The sequence below is a fragment of the Desulfofundulus australicus DSM 11792 genome, assembly GCF_900129285.1.
Lineage (GTDB): Bacteria > Bacillota > Desulfotomaculia > Desulfotomaculales > Desulfovirgulaceae > Desulfofundulus > Desulfofundulus australicus.
Genome location: NZ_FQUW01000047.1, coordinates 1 through 18,670, shown reverse-complemented (window position 1 = coordinate 18,670; position 18,670 = coordinate 1). Strand labels below are relative to the sequence as shown.

17 protein-coding genes, 3 tRNA genes and 1 pseudogene are annotated in these 18,670 nt (G+C 45.3%); 15 read left to right on the top strand and 6 right to left on the bottom strand.

Features of this window, described 5'->3' with window-relative positions:
* The first annotated feature begins 487 nt into the window (after nt 1–487).
* From BUB44_RS13740 to BUB44_RS13730, 3 genes are read left to right on the top strand one after another with little or no spacing between them, the layout of a single operon-like run.
* Nucleotides 488–1,129, top strand: a complete 642-nt coding sequence (locus BUB44_RS13740; protein WP_027356306.1) for a redox-sensing transcriptional repressor Rex — start codon at nt 488–490, stop codon at nt 1,127–1,129.
* 40 nt (nt 1,130–1,169) lie between these two features.
* Nucleotides 1,170–1,676 (top strand): TIGR00725 family protein, encoded by a 507-nt coding sequence (locus tag BUB44_RS13735; RefSeq protein ID WP_073167332.1) that lies wholly within the window; start codon nt 1,170–1,172, stop codon nt 1,674–1,676.
* Complete coding sequence (locus tag BUB44_RS13730; protein ID WP_073167330.1) at nt 1,654–2,052, top strand: secondary thiamine-phosphate synthase enzyme YjbQ; 399 nt, start codon at nt 1,654–1,656, stop codon at nt 2,050–2,052. The genes BUB44_RS13735 and BUB44_RS13730 overlap by 23 nt, the downstream gene beginning before the upstream one ends.
* A gap of 4 nt (nt 2,053–2,056) precedes the next feature.
* On the opposite strand, the gene BUB44_RS13725 is transcribed toward BUB44_RS13730, so the two are convergent.
* Nucleotides 2,057–3,037 carry an AAA family ATPase gene (locus tag BUB44_RS13725; protein ID WP_073167326.1) on the bottom strand — a complete coding sequence of 327 codons (981 nt, stop codon included), beginning with the start codon at nt 3,035–3,037 and terminating at the stop codon, nt 2,057–2,059.
* Between the two features lie 106 nt (nt 3,038–3,143).
* Between BUB44_RS13725 and BUB44_RS13720 the strand changes: the two genes are divergently transcribed.
* From BUB44_RS13720 to BUB44_RS13710, 3 genes are all read left to right on the top strand, one after another.
* A complete protein-coding gene (locus tag BUB44_RS13720; RefSeq protein ID WP_073167323.1) occupies nt 3,144–4,214 on the top strand; it encodes a hypothetical protein in 1,071 nt (356 codons plus the stop codon).
* A gap of 18 nt (nt 4,215–4,232) precedes the next feature.
* A complete protein-coding gene (locus BUB44_RS13715; protein WP_073167321.1) occupies nt 4,233–5,522 on the top strand; it encodes a vWA domain-containing protein in 1,290 nt (429 codons plus the stop codon).
* 154 nt (nt 5,523–5,676) lie between these two features.
* Nucleotides 5,677–5,763: transfer RNA gene (locus BUB44_RS13710), tRNA-Leu, on the top strand.
* 178 nt (nt 5,764–5,941) lie between these two features.
* Here the strand turns inward: BUB44_RS13710 and BUB44_RS13705 are convergent.
* Entirely contained in the window at nt 5,942–7,624 is a 1,683-nt protein-coding gene (locus BUB44_RS13705) for a nucleoside kinase (RefSeq protein ID WP_073167318.1), read from the bottom strand.
* A gap of 822 nt (nt 7,625–8,446) precedes the next feature.
* On the opposite strand from BUB44_RS13705, the gene BUB44_RS13700 reads away from it, so the two are divergent.
* Genes BUB44_RS13700 through BUB44_RS13685 form a run of 4 tightly spaced genes read left to right on the top strand, consistent with a single transcriptional unit; the run spans nt 8,447 to nt 12,076 of the window.
* Nucleotides 8,447–8,848 carry a 4Fe-4S dicluster domain-containing protein gene (locus tag BUB44_RS13700; RefSeq protein ID WP_073167315.1) on the top strand — a complete coding sequence of 134 codons (402 nt, stop codon included), beginning with the start codon at nt 8,447–8,449 and terminating at the stop codon, nt 8,846–8,848.
* Nucleotides 8,849–8,862: 14 nt separating this feature from the next.
* Nucleotides 8,863–9,726, top strand: coding sequence for a CoB--CoM heterodisulfide reductase iron-sulfur subunit B family protein (locus BUB44_RS13695; protein ID WP_073167313.1), 864 nt, complete (start codon nt 8,863–8,865; stop codon nt 9,724–9,726).
* Nucleotides 9,727–9,772: 46 nt separating this feature from the next.
* Nucleotides 9,773–10,456 carry a 4Fe-4S dicluster domain-containing protein gene (locus tag BUB44_RS13690; RefSeq protein WP_073167310.1) on the top strand — a complete coding sequence of 228 codons (684 nt, stop codon included), beginning with the start codon at nt 9,773–9,775 and terminating at the stop codon, nt 10,454–10,456.
* A gap of 18 nt (nt 10,457–10,474) precedes the next feature.
* Nucleotides 10,475–12,076 (top strand): FAD-binding protein, encoded by a 1,602-nt coding sequence (locus BUB44_RS13685; protein WP_073167307.1) that lies wholly within the window; start codon nt 10,475–10,477, stop codon nt 12,074–12,076.
* A gap of 217 nt (nt 12,077–12,293) precedes the next feature.
* On the opposite strand, the gene BUB44_RS13680 is transcribed toward BUB44_RS13685, so the two are convergent.
* Entirely contained in the window at nt 12,294–12,530 is a 237-nt protein-coding gene (locus tag BUB44_RS13680; protein ID WP_073167304.1) for a hypothetical protein, read from the bottom strand.
* A gap of 163 nt (nt 12,531–12,693) precedes the next feature.
* Here BUB44_RS13680 and BUB44_RS13675 point away from each other — a divergent pair, with 163 nt between their 5' ends.
* Complete coding sequence (locus BUB44_RS13675) at nt 12,694–13,848, top strand: RtcB family protein (protein WP_073167302.1); 1,155 nt, start codon at nt 12,694–12,696, stop codon at nt 13,846–13,848.
* 28 nt (nt 13,849–13,876) lie between these two features.
* Here BUB44_RS13675 and BUB44_RS13670 read toward each other — a convergent pair whose 3' ends face one another.
* From BUB44_RS13670 to BUB44_RS13660, 3 genes are all read right to left on the bottom strand, one after another.
* Nucleotides 13,877–14,083 carry a 4Fe-4S binding protein gene (locus BUB44_RS13670; RefSeq protein WP_073167299.1) on the bottom strand — a complete coding sequence of 69 codons (207 nt, stop codon included), beginning with the start codon at nt 14,081–14,083 and terminating at the stop codon, nt 13,877–13,879.
* Nucleotides 14,084–14,514: 431 nt separating this feature from the next.
* Nucleotides 14,515–14,590: transfer RNA gene (locus BUB44_RS13665), tRNA-Lys, on the bottom strand.
* A tRNA-Pro gene (locus BUB44_RS13660) sits at nt 14,591–14,668 on the bottom strand.
* 218 nt (nt 14,669–14,886) lie between these two features.
* Here BUB44_RS13660 and BUB44_RS13655 point away from each other — a divergent pair.
* The 4 genes and pseudogenes from BUB44_RS13655 to BUB44_RS13640 all read left to right on the top strand — a co-directional run.
* A complete protein-coding gene (locus BUB44_RS13655) occupies nt 14,887–15,186 on the top strand; it encodes a phasin family protein (RefSeq protein WP_073167296.1) in 300 nt (99 codons plus the stop codon).
* 230 nt (nt 15,187–15,416) lie between these two features.
* Nucleotides 15,417–16,178: an ATP-binding protein gene (locus BUB44_RS13650; RefSeq protein ID WP_073167293.1), complete on the top strand. Its 762-nt coding sequence runs from the start codon at nt 15,417–15,419 to the stop codon at nt 16,176–16,178.
* 158 nt (nt 16,179–16,336) lie between these two features.
* On the top strand, nt 16,337–18,352 hold the full coding sequence (gene cooS / locus BUB44_RS13645) for an anaerobic carbon-monoxide dehydrogenase catalytic subunit (RefSeq protein WP_073167290.1): 2,016 nt from the start codon (nt 16,337–16,339) through the stop codon (nt 18,350–18,352).
* Nucleotides 18,353–18,379: 27 nt separating this feature from the next.
* A pseudogene (locus tag BUB44_RS13640) lies at nt 18,380–18,670 on the top strand (acetyl-CoA decarbonylase/synthase complex subunit alpha/beta); the annotation flags it as partial.

Sequence of the window (18,670 nt, the reverse complement as noted above, 5' to 3'; positions counted from 1 at the left end):
CTATGGGCTGGAGTCGGCCCGGTATGGACCAGATGGCACGAATTCGAGTATTGAATTCGAGTATTGAAAGCCAACGGCATTAACATAAAAGAGCAATACCTTAAACAACTCGGGAAACCGGTAACTGTTCTCAAAGTATGCCAAACAAGTCTACAACAGCAGCGGAAATTGCTGGAGCGGCCACCGTTTGAGACGTTGGGCAATATTCCAGCGTTGAAAGGGCCGACCACTAGTCTTGCTCAGATTTTACGTGCAATCAAATCAGCCTAAAGCCCATGTGGCGGTTGGCACTCGTAACTCCTTTTCGATTTATTTCCTACAGTGACTTGACGCTATCGCCGGGAAAAAGTCATTTGACATAAGGGGGTACAAATGATATAAAATACCTAGCATGTGAATTTTATAACTTATAACCGGTTCTTTACCGGGGCTGTTAGAAAGCCCTTTTTTGCATAGAATATTTTACTTAAGGAGAAGGAGGGATTTGATGAAGACACTGCGCGTACCTGAGGCTACTGTAACCAGGTTATCTATATATTCACGATATCTTGAACGACTGGACCGTAACGGCGTAACCACTGTTTCCTCTGGTGAAATCGCCGAAGGAGTAGGAGTTAGCCCGGCCCAAGTACGCAAGGATCTGGCCTACTTTGGCGAATTTGGCACCCGTGGGGTCGGTTATAATGTCAAAGATCTCATGCGTTACACCAAAAAGATTTTGGGGCTGGATCAGGACTGGCCTTTAATACTGGTAGGTGCTGGCAACCTGGGTTATGCGCTGTGTACTTATAAGGGTTTTAATAGCCGGGGATTCAAAATCGTAGGGGTCTTTGATAACGATCTGACCAAAATTGGCAAAAAAATAGCTGAACTGGAAGTACTACCTATGGAAAAAATGCCTGAGGTCATTCAGGAATACAAAGCGCGCATTGGCATAATTGCCGTACCTCCCCGTGCAGCCCAGGATGTGGCCGATTATATGGTTAAAAACGGCCTGGAAGCCATTTTAAATTTTGCCCCGGTAGCTTTAAACCTGCCTGAGGGGATAGAGATACGTAACGTGGACCTGTCCGTCAAATTAGAAATTCTAACCTTTAATTTGGGCTTCAAGTCTGCTCAACGACTGTAAGAAAAGTACTGTTCATTGTTTTCCTGTCGGTGGGATAATAATGACCTGGTATCTCGGCGTTATAGGTGGGGCTAAATGTACTGAAGAAGAAATGGAGCTGGCAGAGGAAGTAGGGCGGGAAATTGCCTTGCGGGGGGCGATTCTGATATGTGGTGGCCGCGGTGGGGTTATGGAAGCTGCCTCCCGGGGCGCCCGTCTGGCAGGAGGCACGGTCGTTGGCATTCTCCCGGGACGCCGGCGGGAAGAAGGAAACCCTTATCTTTCCATCGCCATACCCACCGGGCTGGGAGATGCACGTAATGCCATTATAGCCTGTGCTGCCGATGCCCTGGTAGCTATTGGTGGGGGATATGGCACCCTCTCGGAAATCGGGCTGGCCCTTAAAATGAAAAAACCCGTGATCGGGCTTTTTACCTGGAAATTGGAACGTCCGGGCATGTCCGGTGGCCTTCCGCTGGCAACCAGTGCAAAGGAAGCAGTGGAGATGGCTATAATGCTAATTTCAGCTGGAAAGGAGAACCACGATGCTCCATACCCTGACCGTTAACACTACTACCCGCTCACAGCTAATAGATATTACCCCCCAGGTAAAAAAAATTATTCAGGCAGAAAAAATAAGCGAGGGATGCTGTTATCTTTTCGTACCCCATACCACCGCAGGAATTACCATTAACGAACATGCCGACCCGTCTGTTGCCCAGGATATAATCAACGGCCTTGAAAGACTGGTACCTCGGGAAGGTAGCTACCGGCACCTCGAAGGAAACGCCGACGCCCATATTAAGACCAGCCTCGTAGGCTCATCCCTGTTCGTACCAATAGTTGATGGCCAGCTGGTACTGGGTACCTGGCAGGGAATTTTCTTTTGTGAATTTGATGGTCCCCGGCAACGCAAAGTTCTGGTGAAATTAATAAGCGGGTAGCCTTTTAAAAATTAAAACGGGATAGGTCCACCCCATCTTTCTCCTTCATATCTTCTACTGCTACAACAGGATGAATATTCTCCTCGGATGGTATGCTACCCTCCGCCTGCGTATCGGGCAATAGATCTTCCAGCCTGGTTAAAACTTTTTCCACGTCTTCCTGAAACTTTAACAAAGCCCCCAGTGCTGCAGACATAACATGGGGTTCCAGGTGCTTTGCTCCTAAAAGCAGCATGGTACGTGCAAAATCAAGGGTTTCGGCTATACTGGGGCTTTTCTTAAGAGGTAACCGGCGCAAGTTATGGACAAAATCCACTACCTGGGCAGCAAGGCGACCGTCAATTCCGGGAAGTTTTAAAGCAACAATGGCCCGCTCCTGTTCGGCAGAAGGATAAGGGATATAAAGATATAAACAGCGTCTTTTAAAAGCATCACTGAATTCACGGGTGCTGTTGCTGGTCAGTATGGTAAAGGGGATGTGCCTGGCCCGTGCAGTACCGAGTTCAGGAATAGAAACCTGAAATTCAGATAGTGCTTCCAGAAGGAAGCTTTCCAGTTCCTCATCACTTTTATCCACTTCATCTATCAGGAGCACCACCTGTTTTTCGGCTAAAAATGCTTTCAACAATGGCCGGGCCAGTAAAAACTCAGGTGTATAAATATCCTGGCGCAGATCCTCCCATGCCGGCTTATTTCCTGCGGCCACCTGGATGTAAAGGAGTTGTTTTTGATAATTCCATTCGTAAAGAGCTTTTGCTTCGTCCAAACCCGGATAACACTGCAGGCGAATTAGCTGGGTATTCAATGCTTCTGCCAGAGCCCTGGCTAATGCCGTTTTGCCTACCCCGGCTGGCCCTTCCACCAATAAGGGCTTGTTCAGGTGAGCGGCGAGATAAAGGGTGGTCGCTATCGTCCGGTTACAAATATAATTCTGCTTTAAAAGACCATCGGCTACACTTTGAATACTGTGAAACAAGCGGTGCATATTATTTTCGCTCCCGGTTACATCTTGAGATAACTTCTTGACGAAAAGCTACTTTTTAATTATTAATTTATAGAATTACCTTCAGTTTAAAAACGGGTGATTTAACTTGCTGATAGAAATTCTTACACGCAATATGGATAAAAAGCCGGTCCTGCTAACTTTTCTGTCAGCACAGCCCGGCCTGCACACCCGGGGTAACGAAATTTCCGTTGACGGTCTTAAAATGATCGTGGGGGACAGTTATATTTATATTACCACCAAGGATTGGGAATGGGGAGAGAAAATTGTACCCCTGCTGTTTTCCATTGTGCCTAATACCTATGCATCTTCTCATTTCGAGCCAGTTTCCGATCAAAGGATTCTGGTTACTGCTGCGGCCCGCCCTCTTCCAGAAATTATGGAAAGGCTAACCCTCCTGGAACACCTGGACCTGGAAGCGCAGGAACTGGCAGGTCAATTTCAGGTACACTGGCAATCACGTGATGTTGCCGTCAGCTGTCCCGTTTCTCTGATGATCCAGGGGGGCGTAGCTGTAGCAAAAATAAAATTTATCACCCATTTTCGGGATGCGGAATACCACTGCCGGCAAGTTCTAAATCAAATTTCCCTCGCAGAAGTGCTGCGCGTATTTACCCCCGAAGTAGCTACCACCAGGGAAGAACCCCGGGTGGGAACGCTCACCATATCAAGCCGGAAATTCATAACACCAGCATGCTTTGCTGAATTCTTAAATAATTATAAAGGACAAATCCTTTATCTGGAACAGGAGGATGCCCTGCGGGCTTTTTTTGATCCTGCCGGCCACCTGACTTTCCGGCAGAACGCTTCCCAAATAGAAGCAGAACTTTACCTGGAAAGTCCGGAAATACTGACGGAGGAACTGCATCAGCAGTTGACTGCTTCACTTGGTTTTAGTGAACTAACCATCCACAGAACAATAGATAAAATAAGCCTGGATCCCGAACTTCTAATTAAAGACCTGAAATTTAAAAAAGAGCCTCAATTTCACCTGTTCACTCGTTCAGGGACTTTTCTGGCCACCTACAATATCAAAGAAAGGCAGATGGAGCTTACTGCCTCGGTTGAGCTGGGAGTAAAAGAAGCGTTAAACCACTTAGTCCTAGTTTACAGAGCCATGGAAAGTTTTACCGGAGAAGTCCTGGAAATATCCAGGTAATAAGGGGAGCCGATTATATTGGTTCAAGAATTAATAGGTTTTACAAGCATATTAAGGCAGGCTGGTATTCCTGTTTCTACGGGAGAATTGCTGGAACTGCTCCAGGCCATCTCTCTTTTGGAGCCCACCCGGGAAAATCTCCTCCTGGCGATACGGTCTACTCTGGTTAAAGAAAGTGGACATGAGAAGCTTTTGGAGGAACTCTTAGATTTATACTGGTTAACTTTAAAACAAAAAGTCAAAAAACATTCACAGAACGCTGAAAAAAATAAAACCTTTATTACCACACATTTTCCCCGCCTGTCCAGGGACGAGTTTAATTCCCGCCTGGCACAGATGAAAGAATGGCTGAAACAGGCCATGAAAAGCGAAGATAAATCATTTTCAGGAGGTGGGAAACCGGCAGGGCAGGGGGCAGGTAATAGGAAAAATCCCGGAAAGAAAGAAAGTGGGAATTTTCATTCGAATTCCTTTATGACAGGAAAACAGCAGCCAGGACCAACACCCGGGGAGGATATCGAACAACACAACGTTAAGCAACCGGAAATGGAACTCCTACATGCCGCGCGTAAAAATAATTTGTACCAGCGCTGTTTTGCCGAACTGGATTCCGAACAAATAAAACAGGTAAAAAAACAGGTGGCCCGCCTGGGACGTCGACTGGCTACCCGAGCTGGTTACCGTCGTATTCCTGCTGCCCGCAGAACAGTAGATATGAGTCGCACTGTACGCCTGGCTGCTATAACCGGAGGAATACCTGTAATCCTCCGTTATCAGGGTCGTCAGCTATCACGTCCGGACCTGGTTGTGCTGTGTGATCTTTCCGGTTCAGTGGCTCCTTACAGCCAGTTCATGCTGCTCCTGGTTCATACAATGCAAGATAAATTCCGTATGGTCCGGTCCTTTGCTTTTGTTGATGCCATAGCTGAGATTACTGTACACATAAAAGAGCCGGACCTTGAAAATACCATCCGAAATATACAGCGACAAACCGGCATCTGGCGGACAGGTTATTCCGATTACGGTGCTGTCTGGCGCCAGTTTTATCATGAACATCTGCATGTTCTCCACCGGAAGGTCACCCTTATTGTTCTGGGTGATGCACGGAACAATTATAAGCCATCCGGAGTAGAATATTTCCGTGAAATTTGTCATCAAGCCCGGCAAGTAATCTGGTTAAACCCGGCACCCGAGCAGAGCTGGAACCGGGAAGATAGTATAATGCATATTTACAAGCCCTATTGTCACTATGTTTTTGAATGTTGCAATCTATCCCAGTTAACCAGGATCGCACGCCAGATTTTTTAATTTTTTATTGCTTGACAGCATGTAGTTCTTCTCGTATATTAGTACTTGCGAGCAGATGAAGTAACATCATGGTGAAGGTGAGAATAAGGGTGTAAGCACCCTCTTGTCAAAAAACAGGGGTTATGTTATAATAGTTACTGTCAGTTGATAACGTGCGGCAGTGGCGGAATTGGCAGACGCGCAAGATTCAGGTTCTTGTGGGCGTAGGCCCGTGGGGGTTCAAGTCCCTTCTGCCGCACCAAGTTATTAAACATAAAACCTCCGGTAATCCGATACCGGAGGTTTTTAATTTTGTGAAGCTCTTGTGATAACATCATATGTCGCATCAGTTCATAACCGCCGCCTACGGCAGAATATCACGGGCCTTATAAGAATGTACCTCCGCCACCGCTTCCGGTAAACCTCGTTCCGCTTTTCATTTATTCAACATTATAGCAGCTATTACCAATGAATTCCCGAATTATAGAGTTGGCCGGAACAGCAGAATCATCTAATGGGATAAAATAACTTAAGAAATCTAGCAGGCGACGGGCTTCTGAGTATTCCGGACAATCCGGGGGTATTTCTGCCAGCAAAGGTTCAATATATTTTTTTAGAACAGCCAGTTCATAAACCAGGGCAGAATTAAACATAACATCAGCACTTTCCTGAAACGGGAAAATATGCTTTTCCTCGCCGCGGCGCACCATCGGCCACATATTGATGGTTTCCCGGGCGCTATGGCCGCGACACCTGTTATCCCGTACAATTCGCCTGATAATGCGCAAATCTGTTGTGGGTATACGGTTATGGGTATCTAAATTAAGCTGCGTTAGGGCACTAACATAAATTTTAAATTTACGACTCAACGGGATGGAACTGGTTAACTTATCATTTAGTCCATGAATGCCTTCAATGATAATTAAATCTGTTTCCTTAAGACGTAAAGTTTCTCCCCGGAATTCCCTCCGCCCTGTTTTAAAATTAAAGAAGGGTAATTCCACTTCTTCTCCCTGAATCAACTTTGTAAGATGATCGTTAAACAGAGACCGGTCTATAGCATCCAGGCTTTCAAAATCGTACCGCCCGTTTTCATCCCGTGGAGTTTTTTCCCGGTCAACAAAATAATTATCCAGAGACAAAGGTACAGGGTGGATGCCATTGACCCGGAGCTGCGTAGCCAACCGCTGGGCAAAGGTAGTTTTACCGGAAGAAGATGGACCGGCAATTAAAACCAGGCGTATCCGGTCAATATTACTTGCGATGATATCAGCTATCTGGCTGATTTTCTTTTCATGAAAAGCTTCAGCTACCCGTATCAATTCGTCGGCATTATTATTAATAATTATTTTATTTAAAGAGGAAACATTGCGTACACCAAGTACTTTTCCCCATTTATCCGCTTCAAAGTAGATATGGGCCAGTTTACCCTGTTCTACGTATTCCGGAATTACTTCCGGGTTGTCCCGGGGCATTTCCAGAATAAAGCCCGGAAGATAAAAGCGCAAGCGAAAAACTTTCAATAAACCGGTATGAGTCACCAGCGGTATACCAGAAAAATCGTGATACCAGCCACAGGTATAAATATCTACTTCCGGGGAGCGATGATATTGGAGCAATTCTGCTTTTTCAATCTGGTTGGTTTCCTTAAATAATCTGATAGCCTCTTCTTTAAGTACACGTTTTCTAATGATAGGTTCTTCGCTTTCTACAATCCCACGCATCCGCTCTTCTATAAGATGAATATCTCTTTCCCGGAGGGCTCGACCCAGCTGAATATGACCGTAAATGCCATTGCCCAGTGTGTGCTTAACAATTACCGAACAGCCAGGTAATACCTCAGAAGCAGCGCGGGCTAATACAGTTATCAGGCTACGGGCATAAATTCGTCGCCCGTCCTCACTGTTATAATTAATCCATTCCACGCAACATCCATTTTCCAGAGGGTAGTTCAGGTCCCGGATAACATTATTAATCCTCACCCCTAAAGGTGGGAGCTTTTCAGTTTGAGCATAAGATAATAAGTCGATAGCCTTACTACCTTCCGGCAAGTACACTTTGCCCGTCCCAGCTAATTCAACCGTAATACCGGCAGGTAAAATTTTTTCTTGACTGAATACCATGCCACTCACTCCAGACGTTTCTATAATAAAAAATAAAAAACCTAAAAGAGTTTTTTGAATTAAGATATAGTTTCTTGTTTATACATTATAGTCATAAAATTAATGGGAGATCAATGTTTCGTATTAATTGGACAGTAATAGTAGCTCTTGTAATATATGGTAAACAGGGGGGTGTGCGTGATGACTGTTAAAGTAGAGGTTCGGGGTCATGTTCCTGCTGGCGTAAGCGGGGGCCCCGGTTGAGTTTCCCAGCAATGCGCGCCCGGTGGGCACGATTTAACTTTCAAATACCGGTTCTTAGAAAGTGTACTTAAAAGATTGTACGGTAACAATGTAGTGCTAACCTATCGTTTTGAGAAAAACTTATCTTATGAGGAAACACCACAGGTTTTTATTGGCGGGAAAATGGTTATGAAGGGGGACCTGGTCCCTATTCCACTGCTACATTACCTGGATAAAATAGGTATACCAAGGGTAAAGTAGGGAGTTAATGAATTCCTGTTTCTAATAACTATAGTTAATTTATAAAAGATAGAAAGTAGAGACTGTTATAATTTTTTTCATTATTAAGCAGGATTTCTGATTTATAATGATGAATTACTGTACATATCAGAAAGAATTATATCAATCTCTTCACATAACATTAATTTTATCCACTGCTTAGCAAGGAATTTGCTAGGTATTTTAACTTTAAGGGGAAGAATTAGTATATTTTCGTTTATACAAAACTGGAAAGGTGGGGTCTGAAAAATTAATATCAAGTTACAAAAAGATTATAAAATTCAGGGGATAAAGAATCTGGTTTAAAGGGGTAGGATAAAAATGTCTATGGAACCATTAGCAAAAGCAGGCCGGGAGTTGATTGAACGTATTAAAGAAATAAGCGGTCAAAATGCCAGCATTTGCATGCAGTGTGGGACGTGCAGTGCTAGCTGTACAGGAAGGGACCTGATGGATTATCCACCACGTCAGGTTATGCGTATGATACAGCTTGGAAATCAAAATGTTCTCAATCTCAAATCTATATGGATATGCAGTACATGCTTTATTTGCACTGCTCGCTGTCCCCGGGGGATAGATATTGCCCGATTAATGGAAGCTTTGCGTGTGATCAACTTGCGTAAGGGCAGAGAGGTTTTGATCGCTGAGAAAATTCCTCTCGAAATACTTACTCGTGTTCCACAAATGGCATTAACCAGTGGATTTAGAAAGCTCAGCGCATAAAAGGGGGAGAAAGAATGAAAATCCCATACTTCCCGGGGTGTACCCTGCACAGCAAAGCTAGGGGATTAGACGAAACAACACGGGGCTCCCTGGCAGCATTGGGTGTTGAGTTGGTGGAATTGCCAGAATGGACTTGTTGCGGAACAGTATTTCCCCTGGCCCAGGATAATTACATTGGCATGGTAGCTGCTGCTCGTATTCTGGCAAATGCTGCAAAGATGGAGGGGGGTAAGCTAGCTACAGTTTGCTCCTTTTGCTATCACGTGTTGAAAAGGGTTAATTACGCTATTAAAAATAACTCTGAAGCAAGAAAAAAATTAAATGATTATTTAGAAGAAAATTATGGTGGAGAAATTGAAACAATTCACCCATTGGAAATTTGCAAGGAAATAATTGGACTTGATGCTATCAGGGAAAAACTTAAGAGAAAGCTTAAAGGGCTTAAAGTAGCCTGCTATTATGGTTGTATGCTTGTGCGGCCTGCAGCGGAAATGAATTTTGATCACCCGGAAAACCCTACCATTATGGAAGAACTGATCAGTGCCTTGGGTGCGGAGGTGGTAGAATACCCGGGGAAAACTACCTGTTGTGGTTCCTACCAGGTTTTAAATGATATGTCCCTGGTAAAACAGAAAGTCAAAGAAATATTATACTCCGCTTCTGCCAGGGGGGCAGAAGCAATAATCACCAGCTGCCCTTTATGCCAGTTTAATCTGGACTGGATGCAGGAAAAGCTGGCGGAGGAAAACAATGGTTTTTCTAAAGTACCTGTCCTATATTTTACCCAGCTTTTGGGGCTAACCTTAGGTCTTCCGGAGGAAAGCCTGAGACTGGGCGAACATTACGTAGACCCCAAACCTTTACTACTGGGAGCATAGTCCATTCATACCGTAGCGCAGTTCTGCTTTTAAGGAGGATAGAATCATGGCGGAAGAACGAAAAATGGTTAATATATACATTATGGGAAAACATTATAAAGTCCCCTATGGCTTAACAATCATGAAAGCCATGGAATACGCAGGTTACCGTTTTGTCCGGGGATGCGGCTGCCGCGGAGGATTTTGCGGCGCCTGTGGTACTGTTTATCGCAAACCTGGAGACTTCAGACTTAAAGTTGGACTGGCCTGTCAAACCATGGTAGAAGACAACATGTACTTAACCCAAATTCCTTTCTACCCCGCTAACAAAGCTACTTATAACCTGGAGGAACTTACCCCCACCCTTTCTACCATCCTGCAATATTATCCAGAAGTAACCCGTTGCCTGGGCTGCAACCAGTGTACCAGGATATGCCCCCAGGAGCTAAAAGTGATGGACTATATAGCCGCAGCTCAACGGGGAGATATTGAAAAAGTAGCTCACCTTTCCTTCGATTGCATCATGTGTGGTCTCTGTGCTTCCCGCTGCCCTGCTGAAATTGTACATTATAACGTAGCGATCCTGGCCCGGCGTCTTTATGGCCGTCACATTGCCCCACCAGCTAAACACCTGGCCAAGAGGGTAGAAGAAATTAAAGCCGGAAAGTTTGACGAAGAAATACAAAAGCTGATGAAGATGAATAAAGAAGAACTACAAAAGCTTTATAACGCACGGGATATTGAACCTTAAGGAAGGTGGAATATAGAGATGTATACTCAGGAAATGCAGGAAGCTATCAAAATCGTAGAACAAACAAGAGAAAGGCGTTTAAAAGAAACTTTTCCTCGCCTGAAACCAGAAGAAAAAGAAAATCTTTTGCGTTCTTATCACCCGGACTATAAGCCAGATGCTACCAGAGTGGTAAAAGTAGGCCCCAACAAGGGTGATAAGTTTACCCATGAACACGCCGATCTTCTGGAAAGCCGGAGTATGCTCGACCCCGATACATTCTCTCTAGATAATATTGATTTCGACGTAGACGTTCTGGTCATTGGCGGCGGCGGTGCCGGTACATCAGCAGCTCTTTTGGCTCACGAGGCCGGGGCTAAAGTAATGATAGCAACCAAGTTGCGCCACGGCGATGCCAACACAATGATGGCGGAAGGGGGCATCCAGGCCGCAGATAAAGAAAACGATTCCCCAGCCATTCACTATCTAGATGTAATGGGCGGTGGGGGTTTTTACAATATTCCAGAACTTGTGGCTGCTTTGGTACTGGATGCACCATTGTGTATCCAATGGCTGGAAAGCCTGGGCTGCATGTTCAGTAAATTCCCCGACGGAACCATGCACACCATTCATGGCGGAGGTACTTCCCGCAAGCGCATGCATTTTGCCCATGACTATTCCGGTGCGGAAATAATGCGCACCCTGCGCGATGAAGCCCGAAACCGCGGTATTCCTGTTATTGAGTTTTCCCCGGCCGTTGAATTAATTATTGATGAATACGGGCAGTGTGCAGGAGCCGTACTTTATAACCTGGAAACAGAACAGTTCCTGGTGGTAAGGGCAAAAACAGTGATTATTGCTACCGGTGGCTCGGGTCGCCTGCATATTGGAGGATTCCCTACCACCAACCATTACGGTGCTACAGCGGACGGTATTGTTATGGCTTATCGTGCAGGAGCCAAATTAATATACCTGGATGCTACCCAGTTTCACCCTACGGGAGTGGCATTTCCAGAACAAATTGTGGGGCAGTTGGTAACTGAAAAGGTACGGGGCCTTGGTGCTCAACTGGTTAATGCAGAAGGTGAACAATTCATCTACCCGCTGGAAACCAGAGATGCGGTTTCCTCGGCCATTATCAGGGAGTGCAAGGAACGCAAGAAAGGCATCACCACCCCCAGTGGAATGCAAGGTGTATGGTTAGATTCTCCCATGATCGACATAATTCACGGAAAGGGTACGATAGAAAGAGAACTACCCGCCATGTTTCGCCAGTATAAACGTTTTAATATAAATATGGCTGAGCAGCCTATTCTGGTTTACCCAACACTTCATTATCAAAACGGCGGCATATTAATTAACGACAAGGCTGAAACAAGCATCCCCAATCTCTATGTAGCAGGAGAAGCATCCGGTGGGGTACACGGTCGCAACAGGCTGATGGGTAACTCTTTGCTGGACATTATTGTTTTTGGACGCCGGGCAGGCATGAATGCTGCCGAAAGAGCAAAAAGTGTAAAACTGGGCAGGCTTACCCTCGATCACGTAAAACGCTATCACGAAGAATTGCGTAAAGAAGGACTCGGTCAGAAAGTCGCTCCCATTTTGCTTCCGGACTACCGCGGTAAAATTAGCGGTTAATCCCAGAAAAAAAGTAAAAATCGAACGGGGGGCTATTAGCCCCCTCTTTACATTAGAGGCTCATCTAATGTTCACCAGACCAGGCAAAACCTCAACGGGTAAAACTGGAGAACACCGGGAGTATTTTTGGTAGGCTGAATGAAAAAAGCTTTCGGGGAAACTTCTCTCCGAAAGCCTTTTCTTTTAGAATTTATTAGAAATTAGAATTAGATGTTGTTTAAGATTGAGGTGGATCCAGTTGTTTTTGAACCTGTTGTAATAAATCCCCAACCCGGGCATTTAATTGTTGTAACTGGCTGAATTGCTGGGAAAGGTGTGGCTGGGTTGCCGCCAGCTGGCTGAGCATTATCCCCATTTCATAGGCGGCTTTTTGTGCCTCACGCACATGAAAAGACATTTGCTGCCTCTGCATACCGGGGTTAGGGTTATTATCTAAAAACTCAAACCATCCCATATTCTAGATCTCTCCTTTTTACCATTACCGTTTAATAGTTCACATAAAAGACATTTTTATTATGTACAAAAATCCAGATTATATATGCTCCCCCTTCGGAACATCTCTGGCTTTTAATGGTAACCCATGTTATAATAGGACTTGCCATTCCGAGGTGAGAGCCATGAAAATTATTACCACGGAAAAAATTCCAATTAAAACCTGGGCCCGGGAAGTAGAAGAGGGTGCCTTAGAACAGGCCCGACATCTAGCCAACCACCCCTTCGCCCGCTTTCACGTTGCCCTCATGCCTGATGTTCACCAGGGGTATGGTATGCCCATTGGGGGAGTATTAGCAACTGAAGGGGTAATTATTCCTAATGCCGTAGGTGTGGATATAGGATGTGGAGTGCGTGCAGTGAGGACAAACCAAAAGGTGGATAACATAAGGACTTTTTTAAAAAGGATTTTAAATCAGATCCAGCAGGCTATTCCTACCGGCTTTGACCACCATAAAAAACCTCAAAAGAGCCCCCTCTTTCACAGGGCTCCAGATGTTCCGGTGATCAAAGAAGAACTAGAGAACGCTAAATATCAGCTGGGCACTCTGGGAGGTGGAAATCATTTTATAGAATTTCAAGCCGATGATCAGAATTATGTCTGGGTTATGCTGCACTCCGGTTCCCGAAACTTCGGCAAAAAAGTAGCTGACTATTATAACCGTCTGGCTATAAATCTAAACGAAAAATACGGTTTTCCCATACCCCGGGAATGGCAGCTGGCCTGCCTGCCACTGGAAAGCCTGGAAGGACAACAATACCTGTCAGCTATGAATTTCTGTCTTGAATTTGCGCGAGAAAACCGGGCTCGAATGATGAATGTTATTCTGGAAATCTGTCATTCCACGCTCCCCGATTTTACCTGGGACAAAGAAATAGACGTTCATCATAATTACGCTTCTTTAGAAAAACATTTTGGCCAGCAGGTAATGATACATCGTAAGGGAGCTGTACGGGCGGAAGGGGATGTAATTGTCCCCGGTTCTATGGGCAGCCCATCATATATCTGCCGCGGGCTGGCCAACCCAGAGAGTTTTGCCAGCTGTTCCCATGGAGCGGGACGGGTTATGGGTCGTAACGAAGCCCGGCGGCGAATTCCAGTAGATGAAGTTATCAAAGAAATGCAGGCACTGGGAATTGAGCTTTTTAAAATCAAGAAAAAAGACCTGGCCGAAGAATGCCGCCAGGCCTATAAGGATATCAATCAGGTAATGGAAGAACAAAGGGATCTCGTGGAGGTAATGATTAAATTAAAACCTCTCGGTGTAATCAAAGGATAACTTTCAGTTATTTCGGCACTTATAATTTTTAAGGATTGGGTACTCTACTAATAGCTCCTACCGGGCAGGCACGATAACAACGCCCGCAACGGGTACAATTATCAAGGTTAATATTATAGTGCACCGTCTCGTCGATATAAATGCCTCCATCCCTGCATTCCAGCTCACAGGCCGCACAGGACATGCAAAGCTCCTGGTTGATCTGGTAGTTAAACTTAAACTTCTTCGGTTTCATCAGGCCCCCCCCTTTCAATTAACATTAACTGTACGTAACCTTTCTACAACCCGGACAAAATTCCTTCCCCAATTTTCTGTTCATTGGTGTTCTTGAGATCATTCCATTAATTAAAAAAATTTTTATTTATGCCCGCGTCCGGTATTTATATAAAAGATCGTTACAAGACAGAATAAAAAATAAAGGTTATAAAGGGAGGGTTTGTTTTGGCAAGAAAACGCATTCGAGGGGTAATTCACCGGTACCACATTCAAGAAACATCCAGGCACGGATATCAACCGCTATGGAAGACAGGGTACGCGATGGAATATAAAAAAAGAACACGTATTTCCGGAGTTAATAGACCGTCCACTTAATGCCTTTAAAGAAAACCAGGGGCCCCTTTTCAGCACCTGGACGGTACCTCAAGGTTACCCCTGGGTCTATCAGTTTGGTGGGCCATGAGGGAATCGAACCCCCAACCTGACGATTAAGAGTCGCCTGCTCTACCAGTTGAGCTAATGGCCCTGGTCGGGATGGAGGGACTTGAACCCCCGTCCTCTTGCTCCCAAGGCAAGCGCGCTAACCAAACTGCGCTACATCCCGTAATTATCAATTTTTAAATGCAAGTCTAATTATAATCCTCACTTCTAATAACGTCAAGGTTTATAATCAAAAAAAAGTCCAGCTTTACGCTGGACGGGGAGAGATAGAACTCACCAAAGCGGAGTAGTATTATTATTTCCAGGAAAGAATTTTTTAAACCCATCCAGCAAAAATATAAACCAATTTACGTTATTAAAAATTTATAGGGAGGTAGGAACATGTTTAAAACGGCTGAAAAATTATTCCTGGCTGGCCTTGGTGCTCTGGCCATGACCACCGAAAGGGTGGAAAAAAAGATTAATGAACTGGTGGAAAAGGGTCAAATGGGTAAAGAAGAGGCGCGTAATTTTTTACAGGAAATTGTTAGCAGGGGTGAAGAGGAAAAAACGAATTTTTTAGAAACAATTCGCCGGGAGCTTATACGATTAAAGGATGATCTGGGTCTCGTTACCAGAGAAGAAATAGAAGAGATTAAAGGCCGGGTTGCTCGCCTGGAAGAACTGTTGCAAAACAAATGAAAATTTACATCATGTGAAATCGATAACAAATAAAATAAAATACATGAGTTCAAAACTTTTTCTCTGGCCGGCAGGAAATTTTATAATCACGTCGAAATCGTAACTTCGAAATTTTAAAAATAAATAGATGAAGCAGGAATTAAACCAGGGTTTGTAGAAACACACATTTAATTAATACTGCCTTCCAGTTAGAAATAGTATTTATGAAATCTATCCGAGGTGAATGATGAATGAAACTGGCCATTTCCGGGAAAGGCGGAGTCGGGAAGACCACCATTGCAGCTGCCCTCATCAAATCTTTTGCCGAAACCCATAAAACCGTATACGCCATAGATGCCGATCCCGATGCCTGCCTGGCCACTGCTATAGGGATTCCCGAAACTATTGCCAGCGGGTTAAAGCCTATAGTAGAAATGCGGGATCTCATCCGGGCCAAAACCGGAGATGGCACCTTCTTTACACTCAACCCCCAAGTTGACGATGTACTGGAAGATTACAGCTACCGGTTCAATAATATTAGATTTATCCGCATGGGAGGAATAAAAAAAGGGGGTTCTGAATGTTACTGCCGGGAAAACACCTTTCTTAATGCCGTGGTTTCCTCACTGTTGCTGGATAGTAATGAAGTAGTAGTAATGGACATGGGTGCCGGCATCGAACATTTATCCCGCGGAACAGCTAAGGGAGTTGACCTGATGCTGGTGGTGGTAGAACCCAGTCGCAACAGCATTAACACCGCAAACCTGGTCAAGAAGCTTGCAGCGGACTTGGGAATTCGTAAAGTAAGAATTATTGGTAATAAAATCCGTTCCCCGCGGGAGGAAGAATTTATAAAAGGACAGTTTCCTCCCGAAGAAATTCTGGGTTTTATTGAATTTAACCACGAAATATGGGAAAGCGCTATGGAACCGAACTCAGTTGCGGCAGGAAATCTCCTGGCTGGCATGAGGAAGGTTCGTGAAAAAATATTACGAGAGGCGGGTGATCAATAAAAATATTAAGTATAACAACTTATTACAATAGTGTTTTAAGTTATAACTAATTATTTTTTCAGAAAGTATGAAGCCGGAACTTTTATTTAAATTTAAAGACAAATATAAACGATAAATATTTTCAACCAGTCAACTCTTTAGCCAAGGAGGTTAAAGCAATGCCAAGGTTTAGAGATCCCAGCCATACCTGCCGGCCTTCAAATGCCCCCAGGGTTGTTGATCCTAAAGTGGCAAAAAGATCAATAGACCCGGCAGTGTTAGAAATGATTGACGTAGCCAAAGAAAGGGGTGTTATCACTACCTTTGACCGGGTAGTAGCCCAGCAACCCCAATGCCAGTTTGGCTACAAGGGAATATGCTGCCGTTTCTGTATGATGGGACCATGCCGGATTAAGGCCGATGAAGGTCCCGCAAGCAAAGGTATTTGTGGAGCCTCGGTATGGACCATTGTAGCCCGTAGCGTAGGTCTAATGCTGCTTACCGGTGCGGCTTCCCACAGTGAACACGCCAGCCATATGGCTCACACCCTCCTGGAATGCGCCGAGGGCCATGCCCCGGATTATGAAGTAAAAGATGCTGATAAGTTGCGCCGTATCGCCAAGCGCATTGGTATTGAAACTGAAGGGAAAGATAACATGACCCTGGCCAAGGAAGTGGCCGAGGCAGCTCTGGCAGATTACAGCCGGTTGAAAGGATTTGGTGAATCCACCTGGGTAAAAACAACCATAACCCCGGGGAGACTGGAAAAATTCCGCAGCCATAACATTATGCCCAGCGGAGTTTACAATACCATTTCTGAACTGGTCAGCCAGGCCCACATTGGTATGGACAATGATCCAGTTAATATAATTTTCAGTGCTCTAAGGGTAGCGCTCGCGGACTATACAGGTATGCACGTGGGTACCGATCTTTCCGATGTTCTCTTCGGTACTCCCAAACCGGTAGTCAGCGAAGCCAACATGGGTGTTATTGATCCGGCCAAAGTAAACATCGTCCTACATGGACATAACCCGATCCTTTCCGATATAATTGTTCAGGCAGCAAAGGAAATGGAAGAAGAAGCCAAAGCTGCTGGAGCTGCTGGTATTAACCTGATGGGCATTTGCTGCACAGGCAATGAGGTGCTTATGCGCCACGGTGTACCTCTGGTTACCTCCTTTGCCTCACAGGAGCTGGCCATCACTACAGGTGCAATTGATGCCATGGTTGTGGACGTGCAGTGCATTATGCCATCAATACGTACCGTTGCCGAATGCTTCCATACCTTAATTATCACCACCTCGCCAATTGCCAAGATTCCAGGATCCTATTACCTGGACTTCCAAACTACCAAAGCAATTGATAACGCAAAACAAGCTATCCGGCTAGCCATTGAAGCCTTCAAACAAAGAGATCCTAACAAAGTACACATTCCCAATATCAAGAATAAAGTCGTGGCGGGATGGAGCCTGGAAGCACTTTATGAACTCTTCCGCACTGTTGAACCAGACAATCCCGTAAAAGCCATCACTGACGCTATTCTTAGCGGAGAACTTAAAGGAGTAGCCCTGCTGGCCGGTTGCAATAACTTAAAGCGCTTCCAGGATGATACTCATATTACCATTGCCAAGGAAATGATTAAGAATGATGTCTTTACGGTAGCTACCGGCTGCGCCGCCCAGGCATGTGCCAAGCTGGGGCTGATGGCTCCTGAAGCCATGGAATTTGCCGGTGAAGGCCTGAAGAAATTCCTGGCCCGGATCAGTGAAAAAGCCAACTTAAGCACTCCACTGCCACCTGTGTTCCACATGGGATCCTGTGTGGATAATACCCGGGCTTCAGATCTCCTTATGGATATGGCCAATACACTCGGTGTGGATACCCCGAAAGTTCCCTTTATAGCTTCTGCTCCAGAAGCCATGAGTGGCAAAGCAGTGGCCATCGGTTCCTGGTTTGTTGCCATGGGTGTACCTGTACATGTAGGCTCCATGCCGCCCGTGGAAGGCAGCGATTTAATTTACAGCATTATCACTCAGGTAGCCAGCGACGTATATGGCGGTTACTTCATTTTCGAGATGGATCCCGCTGTAGCCGCTCAAAAGATGCTCAGTGCATTAGAATACCGCACCTGGAAGCTGGGCGTGCACCGCAAGGTGGCCGAAGATCTGGAAACCGCTCTCTGCCAGAACTATTAATGAGCCAGGAGGAAAGGAGGAACCTGCATGTCCGAGCAAATCAATTTTGACCAGATTTTTGAAGGAGCGATCGAGCCGGGGAAAGAACCCAAGCGGCTCTTTAAAGAAGCCTATGAAGGGGCCATTACCGCTCTGAGCTATGCCGAGATCCTGCTCAACCAGGCCATTCGCACCTACGGGGCGGACCATCCCATTGGTTATCCGGATACCGCCTACTATCTGCCGGTGATCCGCTGTTTGAGCGGGGAAGAGATCAAGACCCTGGGCGACTGCGTGCCGGTACTGAACCGTGCCCGGGCACAGGTCAAGGAAAACTTC

Excerpts from the sequence above, each read along its gene's own strand:
- BUB44_RS13655 (WP_073167296.1), top strand. The coding sequence starts at position 14,887 with ATGTTTAAAACGGCTGAAAAATTATTCCTGGCTGGCCTTGGTGCTCTG.
- BUB44_RS13680 (WP_073167304.1), bottom strand. The coding sequence starts at position 12,530 with ATGGGATGGTTTGAGTTTTTAGATAATAACCCTAACCCCGGTATGCAG.
- BUB44_RS13650 (WP_073167293.1), top strand. The coding sequence starts at position 15,417 with ATGAAACTGGCCATTTCCGGGAAAGGCGGAGTCGGGAAGACCACCATT.
- BUB44_RS13705 (WP_073167318.1), bottom strand. The coding sequence starts at position 7,624 with ATGGTATTCAGTCAAGAAAAAATTTTACCTGCCGGTATTACGGTTGAA.
- BUB44_RS13725 (WP_073167326.1), bottom strand. The coding sequence starts at position 3,037 with ATGCACCGCTTGTTTCACAGTATTCAAAGTGTAGCCGATGGTCTTTTA.
- BUB44_RS13670 (WP_073167299.1), bottom strand. The coding sequence starts at position 14,083 with ATGAAACCGAAGAAGTTTAAGTTTAACTACCAGATCAACCAGGAGCTT.
- cooS (WP_073167290.1), top strand. The coding sequence starts at position 16,337 with ATGCCAAGGTTTAGAGATCCCAGCCATACCTGCCGGCCTTCAAATGCC.
- BUB44_RS13695 (WP_073167313.1), top strand. The coding sequence starts at position 8,863 with ATGAAAATCCCATACTTCCCGGGGTGTACCCTGCACAGCAAAGCTAGG.
- BUB44_RS13675 (WP_073167302.1), top strand. The coding sequence starts at position 12,694 with ATGAAAATTATTACCACGGAAAAAATTCCAATTAAAACCTGGGCCCGG.
- BUB44_RS13700 (WP_073167315.1), top strand. The coding sequence starts at position 8,447 with ATGTCTATGGAACCATTAGCAAAAGCAGGCCGGGAGTTGATTGAACGT.
- BUB44_RS13740 (WP_027356306.1), top strand. The coding sequence starts at position 488 with ATGAAGACACTGCGCGTACCTGAGGCTACTGTAACCAGGTTATCTATA.
- BUB44_RS13730 (WP_073167330.1), top strand. The coding sequence starts at position 1,654 with ATGCTCCATACCCTGACCGTTAACACTACTACCCGCTCACAGCTAATA.
- BUB44_RS13735 (WP_073167332.1), top strand. The coding sequence starts at position 1,170 with ATGACCTGGTATCTCGGCGTTATAGGTGGGGCTAAATGTACTGAAGAA.
- BUB44_RS13685 (WP_073167307.1), top strand. The coding sequence starts at position 10,475 with ATGTATACTCAGGAAATGCAGGAAGCTATCAAAATCGTAGAACAAACA.
- BUB44_RS13690 (WP_073167310.1), top strand. The coding sequence starts at position 9,773 with ATGGCGGAAGAACGAAAAATGGTTAATATATACATTATGGGAAAACAT.